The 11,272-nt window shown below is 64.3% G+C and carries 14 protein-coding genes and 1 pseudogene; 7 read left to right on the top strand and 8 right to left on the bottom strand.

Features of this window, described 5'->3' with window-relative positions; genetic code table 11:
• The 6 genes from ACI944_RS06930 to ACI944_RS06905 form a co-directional block, all read left to right on the top strand.
• Positions 1 to 696 (top strand): multicopper oxidase domain-containing protein (locus ACI944_RS06930; protein WP_411718323.1); only part of this gene is annotated, 696 nt, incomplete at its 5' end.
• A 186-nt stretch (positions 697 to 882) separates the two neighbouring features.
• Positions 883 to 1,263 (top strand): cupin, encoded by a 381-nt coding sequence (locus tag ACI944_RS06925; protein ID WP_411718322.1) that lies wholly within the window; start codon positions 883 to 885, stop codon positions 1,261 to 1,263.
• Complete coding sequence (locus tag ACI944_RS06920; protein ID WP_411718321.1) at positions 1,260 to 1,565, top strand: cupin domain-containing protein; 306 nt, start codon at positions 1,260 to 1,262, stop codon at positions 1,563 to 1,565. Before ACI944_RS06925 ends, ACI944_RS06920 begins: the two co-directional genes overlap by 4 nt.
• Positions 1,566 to 1,657: 92 nt before the next feature.
• On the top strand, positions 1,658 to 1,855 hold the full coding sequence (locus ACI944_RS06915; RefSeq protein ID WP_411718320.1) for a hypothetical protein: 198 nt from the start codon (positions 1,658 to 1,660) through the stop codon (positions 1,853 to 1,855).
• Between the two features lie 589 nt (positions 1,856 to 2,444).
• Positions 2,445 to 3,116 (top strand): helix-turn-helix domain-containing protein, encoded by a 672-nt coding sequence (locus ACI944_RS06910; RefSeq protein WP_411718319.1) that lies wholly within the window; start codon positions 2,445 to 2,447, stop codon positions 3,114 to 3,116.
• Positions 3,117 to 3,256: 140 nt separating this feature from the next.
• Entirely contained in the window at positions 3,257 to 3,598 is a 342-nt protein-coding gene (locus ACI944_RS06905) for a CGCGG family rSAM-modified RiPP protein (RefSeq protein WP_411718318.1), read from the top strand.
• A gap of 45 nt (positions 3,599 to 3,643) precedes the next feature.
• Here the strand turns inward: ACI944_RS06905 and ACI944_RS06900 are convergent, their stop codons facing one another.
• Complete coding sequence (locus tag ACI944_RS06900; RefSeq protein WP_411718317.1) at positions 3,644 to 4,009, bottom strand: group I truncated hemoglobin; 366 nt, start codon at positions 4,007 to 4,009, stop codon at positions 3,644 to 3,646.
• A 674-nt stretch (positions 4,010 to 4,683) separates the two neighbouring features.
• On the opposite strand from ACI944_RS06900, the gene ACI944_RS06895 reads away from it, so the two are divergent.
• The gene (locus tag ACI944_RS06895) at positions 4,684 to 5,865 is read left to right on the top strand and encodes a tellurite resistance/C4-dicarboxylate transporter family protein (RefSeq protein ID WP_411718316.1); all 1,182 of its coding nucleotides are present in this window, start codon (positions 4,684 to 4,686) and stop codon (positions 5,863 to 5,865) included.
• A gap of 106 nt (positions 5,866 to 5,971) precedes the next feature.
• On the opposite strand, the gene ACI944_RS06890 is transcribed toward ACI944_RS06895, so the two are convergent.
• The 7 genes and pseudogenes from ACI944_RS06890 to ACI944_RS06860 all read right to left on the bottom strand — a co-directional run.
• Positions 5,972 to 6,490: a halocyanin domain-containing protein gene (locus ACI944_RS06890; RefSeq protein ID WP_411718315.1), complete on the bottom strand. Its 519-nt coding sequence runs from the start codon at positions 6,488 to 6,490 to the stop codon at positions 5,972 to 5,974.
• A 135-nt stretch (positions 6,491 to 6,625) separates the two neighbouring features.
• Entirely contained in the window at positions 6,626 to 6,898 is a 273-nt protein-coding gene (locus ACI944_RS06885) for a DUF2249 domain-containing protein (protein WP_411718314.1), read from the bottom strand.
• 111 nt (positions 6,899 to 7,009) lie between these two features.
• Positions 7,010 to 7,672, bottom strand: coding sequence for a nitrous oxide reductase accessory protein NosL (locus ACI944_RS06880; RefSeq protein WP_411718313.1), 663 nt, complete (start codon positions 7,670 to 7,672; stop codon positions 7,010 to 7,012).
• Positions 7,673 to 7,698: 26 nt separating this feature from the next.
• Positions 7,699 to 8,664: an ABC transporter permease gene (locus tag ACI944_RS06875; protein WP_411718312.1), complete on the bottom strand. Its 966-nt coding sequence runs from the start codon at positions 8,662 to 8,664 to the stop codon at positions 7,699 to 7,701.
• Positions 8,661 to 9,458 carry an ABC transporter ATP-binding protein gene (locus ACI944_RS06870; protein WP_411718311.1) on the bottom strand — a complete coding sequence of 266 codons (798 nt, stop codon included), beginning with the start codon at positions 9,456 to 9,458 and terminating at the stop codon, positions 8,661 to 8,663. Before ACI944_RS06870 ends, ACI944_RS06875 begins: the two co-directional genes overlap by 4 nt.
• Positions 9,455 to 10,969 carry a nitrous oxide reductase family maturation protein NosD gene (nosD, locus tag ACI944_RS06865; protein ID WP_411718310.1) on the bottom strand — a complete coding sequence of 505 codons (1,515 nt, stop codon included), beginning with the start codon at positions 10,967 to 10,969 and terminating at the stop codon, positions 9,455 to 9,457. Before nosD ends, ACI944_RS06870 begins: the two co-directional genes overlap by 4 nt.
• Positions 10,959 to 11,272, bottom strand: a pseudogene (locus ACI944_RS06860) (hypothetical protein); the annotation flags it as partial. The gene nosD and the pseudogene ACI944_RS06860, both read right to left, overlap by 11 nt.

Here is an 11,272-nt window from a genome sequence, read left to right as displayed (position 1 = left end):
TTCAGCGAGTACGCGGGCGAGACACTGCTCCTGCACAATGACGCCCCGGCGAAGTATCGTGGCACGAGCGGGATCGAGGCAAACGGCGCTGAACCCCTCCCGGAGGTCATGCTTATCGACGTGGCAGCCGCGGAAAGCGAACCGGAGCAGACGCAACTCCCAGCCGAACTGACCCAGGTACCCGAGATTCCGATGGAGTCTGTCGACACCGAACGCTACCTCACGCTCGCCCGGCAGTCGGACGAGTACGGTCGCCCGCGCTACGCGCTCGGGACTCGCAACGAAAAGACCGGATACGAACTCACGGACTCGGTCACCGAGACCCCGACGCTCGGCGACACCGAGATCTGGAGTCTCGCCAACTTCACGGGGATGTCCCACCCGATGCATCTCCACCTCGTTCACTTCCAGGTGTTGGGACGACAGTCGGCCGCTGATCACGATCCGGCTGAAGACGACATCGATCTGGACGCGCTGGACGGGCCCGAGTCGTACGAACTTGGGTGGAACGACGTGGTCACCGTCGACCCGGGCGAAGTGGTGCACGTAATCGCACACTTCGGGGAGTTCGAGGGGCTATTCTCCGATCAGACGGGGGACTACATGTGGCACTGTCACATGATCGAACACGAGGATCACGACATGATGCGACCGTTCAAGGTTCTGTCGCCCGACGACGAGGGTGGAAGCGAGTAGTCGTCGACAGGGGCCGATCTGACGGGAACATGTTCGTCCCAACCCTGTTGCCGCTCCGTGCCACACGTTGAGATGTATGAATTTAGGCCAACCTAAAATTTACCAAGCGGGCGAGGCGTCCGTCGCCGGCGCTCGACCCGCTGTCCGGACGAATGACCGCGGCGCCTACCGAACGGGTGATTCGGTATGACTGCCATCGATTTCGATGCGGAACGGACGTACGACGACGAGAAGTTCTCAGCGGTCGAGGTGTTCCGGAGCGAGCGGATGAAAGTCGTCTGCGGCTACTTCGAACCGGGACAGTTTATCCCGGTTCACGCTCCGTCCAGTGACGTACTAATCGACGTTCGGTCCGGCACTGGGCTCGTTCGCGACGGCGATGAGGAACACCGTGTCGCATCGGGAGACGTCGTGACCGTCGGAGCGGACACCGACCGCGGTGTCAAGGCCGACGACGATTCGCGGCTCGAAGCGTTGCTCGTCACCGCCCCACCGCCGACCGACGCCGAACACGAACCGGTCCGCCAGGGACTCCGAACCGACGAATTCGATCCGACCGATACATGACGACGATACACACCCTCACCGAGCTGGACGGACAGCCCCACGCCAACGTCTTCCCCGACGCTGAACCGAAGACGATTAGACTCACCCTCGATGCGGGCGGTGAAGTCGCACCGCACTCACATCCCGACCGCGAGATCGTGTTTTATCTCATCGAGGGGACAATCGAGTTGGAACTCGGTGGCGAGACACATGAGCTGTCGGCGGGCGACGTGGCTCGCTTCGACGGGGACCAGGAGATCGCTCCCCATGCCGTTGAGAATAGCACTGCACTAATCGTCTTGGCGTCTCGGTCCGACGCGTAGCTGGAGGCCAGCGAGCGACACGGCCTTTGCACACGACTGATTTACCCGGATTCGTGCGTACATCTATACGCAAGACTATGATAGTGTGACTCATGCAAGAGTTCACACTTCGAGCTGACGACACTGGAACGATTGAGCTCGTCTGTGAGAGGAACGACGAGGAGGCTCCTGCCCCTCGTGTACGCTCGTTCGCTGGAGATGACGAGTTCGGACTCCTCGTTGATGATTTAACACCAGGAGAACAGGTTCTCCTGTTCGTTACCGACACGGCCTCTGAGGAGTTACGCTAAGAATCACTTCCGTCTCCATCCTCGGTGGGATGGACTACCTTTCCATCACGTCGGTACAGAAGTACTCCGTATTGACCGCCAGCGGATCAATATGTGTTACTGATCGTCAACCGGTTTTGTCCGAACGTAGTATGGGCCTTCCCAATCTTGGACCCACTCCGGTACAGCAGGATGGGATCGCAGCTGATTCGCTTCGTACGATTCGTCCGGGAACACGGTACCCTCCTCGTCAGTCCCGTCTTCCCAGGGCACTTCGAACGTCACTGGGTCCCGATTTTCGGCGGGAGTCAGTTGTTTGTCCGCCCCATCGTCTAGATGGTATGGCCCGTCGACCCACTCTTGCGGATTGAATGTGACGGCTACTTTTCCATTTGTGCTTGTCATGCTAATCGAACTACCTCTGTCCGTTTTTATACTCTTGTAGGGGACTGAAAAGGAACAGTACTACTCTCACGCCGTGATAGACCGATCGACACCCATGTCTGAATTCGTCTGGGATCTCCGCTCGCCTCCAATTTGATGAGTCCGTTCGCGATATGGCCGGGACACGAAGACGAATCCATTTCCGCCGTGACCGCGAAGAGGCGGTATGGCACAGGCTCGACTCAACGTTGACCTCCCAGACGGACCCTGGGTCGGCGAGGTCTCTCGGGCGTTCCCCGAGGCGCGGATCCAAGTACTCAGTGCGACACCCGGAGACGGTGCGGGGTTCGCGCTCGTGAAGATCACCGCTGACGACATCGATGGAATCCTGGACGCGATCGAGGCCCACGAAACGATCGAGGAGGTTTCGGTCATGGCGTTGAGCGACGGGGTTGCCACCGTCCAAGTCGAGGCGCACGCACCGCTGTTGATGGCGGCCGCACGGCAAGCCGGGATCCCGATCGAGATGCCCGTCGAGATCGAGAACGGTGTGGCTCGGATCGACGTCACCGGGGCTCACGAGCGCGTCGCCGACTTCGGGGAGATGCTCCGAGGTGTCGGTGCGGAGTTCGATGTCGAGTACGTTCAACAGCGGCTGAATCCGGGTGAGTCGCTCACCGACCGCCAGCGGGAGGTCCTCTTCGAGGCGGTCGAGCGCGGTTACTACGACGTGCCGCGCACCTGTACACTGACCGAGGTCGCCGAACACGTCGGGATCGCGAAATCCACGTGCAGCGAGACACTCCAACGCATCGAACGAACGATCGTCCGAGAGTTCGTCGACGATCTCCCTCGAAATCCGATCAAATTCGATACTGACACAGACACCGATACGTAGACCGTCGGTCTCAACGGTTCGTGACGAACGGGAGATCGTCGGGACTACACCCGTGACCCCCGACCTGGCTCTCCGGAAAGCGGGACGTAGCGAACATGTTCGCACAGACATGGAGGCGTGTCCATCTCATATGTGTGCTCATGTCCACACAGGACCAGCAATCTGACCGCGATCGCACCGCGGCTGCCTCCGAAACCAACGAGTCGGTACCCTCGTTTCTCGACGAGGAGCACGATGCGTCGTGGTCTGCGAACCTCGAACGGGAACGGTACGCTGACGATCGCGAGACGCTGATCGAGCACGCACTTGCGGCGATCAATCAGACGGAACCCGACTACCACGTCAACCTCGTCACGCATCCGAACCACGGCACTCCCGAGGAGTACCTCGAGGCGCCCATCCGCGACCACTACCCGGACGCAGAGACCAGCGTCGTCGATCAGTGTGGTTGTGGCGGCTACGTGTATCGCGTCCAGCAGTGAGTTGTCAAAAAAGCTCCTCAGACGGACCTCTCGACTGACGCGCGCTCACTGGTCTACGACGTCCGGCTTGAGCGCACCGACTTCATCGAGGATCGCGTCGACGTCGTCCTCGGTGACACCGTTCTCTCTGAGCGCTTCGGCGAGGTATGTTGCAACGCGACCGAAGGCTTCCCCGGTGATTCCCATTCCCTCGTGAGCAGCCTGCATATCGGCCCCGTCGTATGATACCGGGCCGTCCGCCACGGCACTTATGAATTGCACTTGGTGGGCGTACAGTGCATCACGGTCGATATCTTCGAAATACGGCTGAAGAAGTGGATCTGAAAAGACACGATCATAAAAATCGGCCACGACAGATTCGACAGCTTCATTTCCGCCGATCCTCGCGTAGATTGTTTGGTTTTTCGTCACTACAGTTGCTTAATTTCTCAATATTGACATCCTCTTCCGCCTTCAGGCGGAGGAATCCCGAGCGGTGGGAGTTTCAGGTTTGCAACCATGGACGCCGCCACTTTACGGGAGCTCGTTTAACCCAGTCGTCGTGGTCGGTGGCTGTCTGGCCATGCCAAATGGCCGTTACTCCTATCCTCGGCGCCGTTGACCCTCACCTGTTGTTTTTGCCAGCAGAAGGTCGCTGGTGCGTTAGCGGATTTGGAGTTACCTTTGGGCTTACTCAGGCCGACAGGCACGAGACGACCCCTTCGAGGATTCGTGTTCACCACGTCGGCGTTTCGGATACTGCCTCGTTACTGTGGGCGGACAGGCCGCCTCCAAAGGTCGTTCGGAATCCGCTCCGTTCCGACCTGACCTTACCATTATATATCGATTCTTGGTATTTGAAAGTGTGTATTGGAAACTCAGGCCGTGTGACTATCGGTGGAAATGTAACAGTATGTCGGTTTCATCACCCGCCTAAAGGCGGGTGTATTCACCTTGCAGTCTGTATAAGATTGCTCCGAAAGAACATGTTCGGTGAATGTTTTCGGAGATGCAGTTAGGTGTGATCTCGTAACGGTACCCATTTACCATCGGACCGGCCAATACCCGACAATGCGGTGGGATCGGTCCCACTTTGAGCGGCTGAAATGACCAACTCATCCGGAATCGACGACCCGCCTACCTCAGACGGGGAGACACTCGCCGCCTCTCTCGGTAGCGCTCTCGAGGCGCTCAACCCGGCATACTTCGGATTCGTTATGTCGACCGGAATCGTCTCGATTTCCTTCTTCGAGCTGGGTGTCCCGATTGTCGCGCGGCCGCTGGCGGTGTTCAACGTCGCCTGTTACGAGCTGTTGCTTGCGCTGTTCGCCGTTCGAATCTTGGCGTTTCCCAAACGCACGCTCGCCGACCTACGGAACCGGGATCGACACTGGGGCACGCTGACCTTTATTGTTGCCACGAATACCGTCGGGATTCAGTTTCTGCTGTTCTTCGATACCGTCGCTGTGGCGGTCGCGATGTGGGGAGTGACCGTCGTCGCCACGCCACTGCTGTTGTACTACCTGTTTGCGACCGAGATCATCGGCGCGAGAAAGGCGGGCGTGAGCGAGCGGATCGACGGCGCCTTTTTGCTTGTGATCGTCTGCATGCAGTCGCTTGCGGTCCTCGGCGGGCTGCTCGCCGAACCATTGGCGGGGTATGGGAACGCGATCGTGCTGTTGAGCATGAGCTACTTTGGCTCGGGATACGTCCTCTATTTCGTCGTTGTCACCGTCGTTACCTATCGCCTCTTGGACGGTCCGATCCGGCCCGACGACTGGACTGGCCCGTATTGGATCATGATGGGTGCGGCAGCGATCACGACGCTCGCGGGGACGACGCTCGCCCCGCGGCTAGAGGCGTTCCAAGGCTGGGAGCCGTATGCGCCGGTGATCGTCGGCGTTACGTTCCTCGCGTGGGCCATCGCTTCGTGGTGGATCCCGCTCCTCCTTGTCGTCGACGTCTGGAAGTTCGTCACCGGCGGAACCGACGGTGACCCACCCGCGTGGATCGTTCTCTTCCCGTGGTCCCGACTGGGATTCGGCTTTCGACTCCACACGTATGCACCGACGGCCTGGGGGCGCGTGTTCCCTATGGGGATGTACACCGCCTGCACCTTGAATCTCGCCGGCATCGGAACGTTCGGACTCCTATCTGTCGTCCCCGCGTATTGGGGCTGGTTCGCATTGGTGGTGTGGGCGCTAACACTCGTCGGGATGTCGCGGGCGATCGGACGGGTGTTGCTCACCAGCGATCCGACGGAGGAACCGGCTCGGGAGTCTGTGTGATGGACGCCATCTCGGGTAGAAGGGACCGGTCATCCGACGGTCTCGTCGCGTCTTCGCCGGCTGGAAATTGTATGGCAAAGATCTCGTCATCCCGGCGGAGAGTAGATCACTCTACGTGAATGGCGCCCAGCATCCCGACCGCCTCATGCGGCGTACAGACGTACGTATAAGTGCCAGATTCCTCGAACGTGTGCTCGAAAGTATGGCCCTCTTCGCCGGCGGTCTCGCTGTCGAAGTTGCCGTCGGACCCGGACACGTTGTGGTCGCCGCCCTCACCCGTCCACTCCCAGGTAACGGTCGTCCCGGACGACACCGCGACCGCCGCGGGGCCGAACGCCAGCCCATCGCCGGCGCCGACCTCGACGGTCACCGAGTCGGAGCCGGTCATGTCGACCGTCTGCTCGTAGTTGTTGGCGTCGTCGAGGAAGCCACCGTAGTCCGGCTCCTCGGAGAGGAACTCCTGGCTGCCGCTGCCGCCGTTGGAGCCGTCGTTCCCATCGCCCCCGTCGGAGCCGTCACTCCCGTCGCCGCCGCTACTGCCGCCACAGCCAGCGAGCGCGGTGGTCACGCCGAGTGCCGCAGTCGTTCGAACGAACGTTCGTCGGTCGAGTGTGCGTTGACTCATACGGTTTGAAGAAGGGGAGTGGGGGGAATATCTTCGGCGGCAATTCCTGTATCGTGGGGGAGATATCCGAATTATTCGGTGGAGAATATAAAAAGGAACAGCGGGAGCGACGATGCCCACCGTCCGGGTAGTGCGTCAGTTGCCCGAGTCTGCCCAGATCGCCGTAACCACGCCTTCGTCGGTCTCGACGGTGTCGTGTACGTAGCCGCGGTCCGCGAGCTTCGGAAACAGGAACTGCGGAGCTCGGTCGTTATACTGAATGAGGACGGTGTCATCCGGCAGGTCTGCGAGCAGTTCGAGTGTTTGGCGAAGCGGCTCCGGTGGGCCGAGATCGGCGACGTCGAGCGTTTCGACCGGACGGTCAGTCGGTGCGACCGTCTCTTTGAGGATCGACGTTTCCCGTGTCATACTCGGGTATCTTCGCTCGACAGGCGCGTCAGTTATCCCGAATGTGTTCGTTTCGGCCGTCGGGCGGCTCCCGTCTGTCGCCGTACCCGTCGACCGGAAGAGCGGAGTGCGCTACAGCGACGAGACGAGTTCGACTGTCACCGCGTCGGGCTCGACGACTCGCCCGCCTTCAGTCTCGACGAACGATTCGGCGGCTTCGGAGTCGGTAAACGGGATCACGTCGGGCCCCATCGCACCGACCACGCCGGTCTCGATCGCGTAAACGGCGTCGTTCCAGTCGACGAACGACTCGGCGGCGACGTGCGAAGAGATGATCCGGTCGTCGCCCGCTTCCGTTATTTCGTACTCCACCGCGGCGTAATCGGTGACGTACGTCGCAACGGGCTCGCGGCCGCGGTCGACCGCCGAGGCGCGGTCGGTCACCAGTTCAGCCAAGCTGTCGTACCAGGCGGGGCCGTCGCGGTCCGTCGGGTGATCGCCGGCGTAGAACACCTGCCCGTTCGGGCCACCGTGGCCCTCGATCACCATCCCGCAGGCGTCGCAGGCCTTCCCGTCGGCGAGCGCGATCGGTTCCGGGGGCTCCGTCGGTTCCGACTTTTCATCGCCGAGACAGCCGGCAATAGCGCCGATACCGACGGTCGCGGCCGTTGCGGCCCCTCTAAGAACGGACCTTCGCGACGGTCGCTCGTTGTCCGATCCCGGACCGTCGGGCGTGTCGCTTGCGGCTCGTTCGGTATCGATTCGGGCGGTCGTCTCGTGACGGTGAGTACACATGAGTGGATGATGAAGTACGGCGGTGCTCAGAGCCGACGCCGGCGGACGAGTCGCGCCGCGACGGCGATCGGGATGACACACCACGCGGCCAGCGCGGCCGCGAGGGACGCCGTCGAGAGGCCGCTACCGGCGAGGACGGCGGTGAACCCGCCGCCGGCGGTGGTCCCGAGTCCGCTCAACACGAGTACGCGGAACGCGCTCACCGGGTTCGAGAACACGAGCGCCGAGAGGACGGCGTCGGGGAGCTCGAACGCGGCGACGACGCCGAGCGCGATCAGGTCGTGGACCAGGACGAACCAGACCCACACGAGCAGGGCCGCGCCGAGCGCGTGCGTCTTCTCGCGGGCGACGGTCGACAACAGCACGGCGATCGCCAGGAACGCGGCACCGGCGCCGACGGCGCCGACGAGGAATCCGAGGAAGGACGGCCACGCGCCGAGTCCGAACTCGCGGACGAGCAGCACGCCGCTGAATCCGAACCCGAGCACCGTCGCGCCCGCGAGCACCGTCAGCCGACCGAGGTACGTGCCGGCGACGACCTCGCTGCGGCGGACGGGCAGCGAGAACACGACCGCGAGCCACCCCTCGTCCTCGCGGCCGACGACGGCGTCGTACCCGAGCGTGAGCGCCGCGAGCGGGATCAGGTACGCGGCGAGGCTCGTCAGCGACGCCACGACGCGCTCCGCGCCCTCCGGCCCGACCGCGGAGCCGCTGAACGTCAGCATCATCCCGCCGAAGACGACGAACAGGCCGGTCAGCGCGAGCGCCCAGCGGCTCCGGACGGCGAGCCGGTACTCGGTCACGGCGACGACGAAGACGTGGCGGAGCGCGTCCCGAACGCCTTCGACGGTCTGGGTCTCGGTCACCCCGGAGGTCGCCGTCGACTCGGGCGTCTCGCCGTCGTCGGTCCGGTCCTCGTCACCGGCGCTGAACACCGCCGCGTCCGGGTGGAGAGCGTCCGAACGCGTCTCGGCGGAGTCCGTCTCGGTCATGACGTCACCTCCCCGCGGTCGGCCCGCGAATCCCCCGCCGGCTCGTCGGCGACCGCCGCTCGGAAGACCGCTCGGAGCCCGCGCTGCCCGCGGCGACCGCCCTCCGCTTCGTCACCCGGCTCCGCGGCGGCGGCCGCGAGCTCCTCGATGGTGCCTGACGCGTGTACCCGCCCGTCGTGAAGCACCGCCGCGCGGTCACAGAGCCGTTCGACTTCGGGGAGGACGTGCGAGCAGAAGACCACCGTCGCGTCCGTCTCGGCGGTGATCTCCTCGACGATACCGTGGAACTCGTCGACTCCGCGAGGGTCGAGCCCCGCCGTCGGTTCGTCTAGGATCAGGACGTCCGGGTCCGGCAGCAGCACCGTCGCCAGACCGAGCCGGCGTTGCATCCCGTTCGAGTAGCCCGAGACGCGGCGGTCGGCCTCGTCCGGGGTCAGCCCGACGCGCTCGACGGCGCGAGCGACCCGCCCGTCACCCGGGAGCCCGCGGATCGCCGAGTGGACGGCGAGCACCTCCCGTCCGGTGAGCCCGTCGGGGAACCCGACGTGTTCGGGGAGGTAGCCGACCCGCTCGCGGATCCGTCGACCGTCCTCGGTCACGTCGGACCCACCGACGGAGACCGTCCCCGCGTCCGGGCGGTCGTGACCGACGAGCAGTCTGAAGAGGGTCGATTTCCCGGCCCCGTTGGTGCCCAGGATCCCGAACGTCGACCCGCTCGGGATCGAGAGCGAGAGCCCGTCGAGGGCGGTCACGTCTCCGTACGTCTTCCGAACGTCGCTCGCGTCGATTCTCATGATGTGGCCTCCGTGTCGGTCTCTCGGTCCGAGTCCGTCCCCGTCGTCTCGTCCGGCTCATAGGCGCGCCAGTCGTGGTTCGGCTCGGTGAGCGGGCGGCGGTCGACGACGCCGGGCGCCTCGATGACGGGGAACGAGCTCTCGGCGAGCCGCACCGCCTCGAACGCCGGGCTGTTCGCGAACACCGCCGCCTGCGGCCGCTCGGCGACGATGTTCTCGACGAGTCCGACGGGACGGTGGCGGATCTCGCTTATCCCGTCGCCGTCGCGGTCGGCGACCCGGGCGCCCGACCAGTAGTTGCCGCGGTCGGTGTCGTTCCACTCCACGAGCGTGGTCCGCGGCGTCTGGACCGCACGGTCGTTGCGGACGAAGCTGTTGCCCGCGACGACCTCGCTCTCGCTGGCGGCGGCGCTGTGGATCCCGATCGCGTTGCGGTACAACAGGTTGTCGAGGATCCGGTTGTCCTGCGCGTTGTAGATGTACAGCCCGTCGCGGTTCGCGACGAGGTGATTCCCGGCGATCGTCGACTCCTCGATGTCCTTCGCGAGGATGCCGTGGCCGCTGGTGCCCTCGCTCCGCAGGGCGGTGTTGTTCCGCACCGTCAGCCCCTCGCTCACCATGAGGGCGTAGCCGACCCCGTTGTCGGCGGCGACGTTGTCGACGAGGCGGTTGTCGTCCGAGTACATGTAGTGGACGCCGTACCGGGTGTGTCGGATCGTGTTGTTCTCGGCGAGGACGTCCGTCGCCCACGAGAAGTAGATCCCGTCCCGAGTGGCCGTGATCTCGCTGTCGCGGACGACGGTCCCGCTCGTCTCGAACAGGTGGATCCCGTTCCCGCGGTCGGTCACCGGGTAAACGTCCTCGCGGCCGTCGATACGCACGTCTTCGATCACGGCGTCGTCAACCCCGTCGACCCAGATCCCGTAGGCCGTGTCGGTGATCCGGACCGTCTCGATCCGGGCGTCCGCGCCGGCGACGAACACCCCGGCGTCCTCGGTGTCGAGGTCGCTGCCCGAGCCGCGGATCCAGACGCCGGAGACGGAGACGTTGTCGCCGCTAACCGTGAGCACGCGCCCCTCGCCGCCGCCGTCGAGCACGGCACCGTCCTCGCTCGCGACGATCTCGAGGTCGTCGACGCTCGCGTTCACCTGCTCCTCGAACCGCCCGTCGAGGACGACTGTGTCGCCCGGCTCGGCGGCGTCGACCGCCGCCTGCGCCGACGCGAACGACTCGCCGTCGACGGTAGCCGTCCCGTCGCGCTCGGGCGCGGTCACCTCGGTCGCCGCGACGTCGGTCGCGACGGTGAGGCCGGGGGCGCCGGAGTCGTTCGCCGGGAGCCCGGCTCCGTCCGCGTTCGCGGAGCCGTCGGCGGCGGCCGCCGGGCTCCCGGGTGCCCCGGTCGCACCCGCGGCGAGCGAGAGCGCGAGCGCGACCACGGCGACGACGCAGGCGGCCACGAAGAAGCCGGTTTCGAGGCGGCCGACCGACAGGCCGAACCGGTCACCTGACATGGTCGCCACCACCGATCTCCGGGTTCCGGTCGGCGTCTCGGTCCCGCTCGGATTCATCGCTCGACCCCTCGTCGCGGTCGCGGAGCGCTCCGGGGAACTCGCGGGCCAGTTCCGGGAGCTCGTCGACCGTCGCGTCGAGGTCCCGCGCGAGGTACGCGACGGCGAGCAGCGCGACCGCGACGAGGGTCATGTAGCCACCCGGTCCGAACCACGCGAAGCCGCTGATGTTGGCCACCGCGTAGGGGCCCAGAAGCGGCGGCGTGAACGATTCGATGCCGCGGAGCGGCGCGTTCGGGTCCAGCG

This window comes from Natronomonas sp. (assembly GCF_046710025.1).
GTDB lineage: Archaea > Halobacteriota > Halobacteria > Halobacteriales > Haloarculaceae > Natronomonas.
This window is presented reverse-complemented; position numbering and strand designations above follow the sequence as displayed.

Bases quoted from the DNA above. Each gene is read 5' to 3' on its own strand.
- ACI944_RS06895 (WP_411718316.1), top strand. From the start codon at position 4,684: ATGACCAACTCATCCGGAATCGACGACCCGCCTACCTCAGACGGGGAG.
- ACI944_RS06890 (WP_411718315.1), bottom strand. From the start codon at position 6,490: ATGAGTCAACGCACACTCGACCGACGAACGTTCGTTCGAACGACTGCG.
- ACI944_RS06885 (WP_411718314.1), bottom strand. From the start codon at position 6,898: ATGACACGGGAAACGTCGATCCTCAAAGAGACGGTCGCACCGACTGAC.
- ACI944_RS06910 (WP_411718319.1), top strand. From the start codon at position 2,445: ATGGCACAGGCTCGACTCAACGTTGACCTCCCAGACGGACCCTGGGTC.
- nosD (WP_411718310.1), bottom strand. From the start codon at position 10,969: ATGTCAGGTGACCGGTTCGGCCTGTCGGTCGGCCGCCTCGAAACCGGC.
- ACI944_RS06920 (WP_411718321.1), top strand. From the start codon at position 1,260: ATGACGACGATACACACCCTCACCGAGCTGGACGGACAGCCCCACGCC.
- ACI944_RS06880 (WP_411718313.1), bottom strand. From the start codon at position 7,672: ATGTGTACTCACCGTCACGAGACGACCGCCCGAATCGATACCGAACGA.
- ACI944_RS06915 (WP_411718320.1), top strand. From the start codon at position 1,658: ATGCAAGAGTTCACACTTCGAGCTGACGACACTGGAACGATTGAGCTC.
- ACI944_RS06925 (WP_411718322.1), top strand. From the start codon at position 883: ATGACTGCCATCGATTTCGATGCGGAACGGACGTACGACGACGAGAAG.
- ACI944_RS06875 (WP_411718312.1), bottom strand. From the start codon at position 8,664: ATGACCGAGACGGACTCCGCCGAGACGCGTTCGGACGCTCTCCACCCG.
- ACI944_RS06870 (WP_411718311.1), bottom strand. From the start codon at position 9,458: ATGAGAATCGACGCGAGCGACGTTCGGAAGACGTACGGAGACGTGACC.
- ACI944_RS06905 (WP_411718318.1), top strand. From the start codon at position 3,257: ATGTCCACACAGGACCAGCAATCTGACCGCGATCGCACCGCGGCTGCC.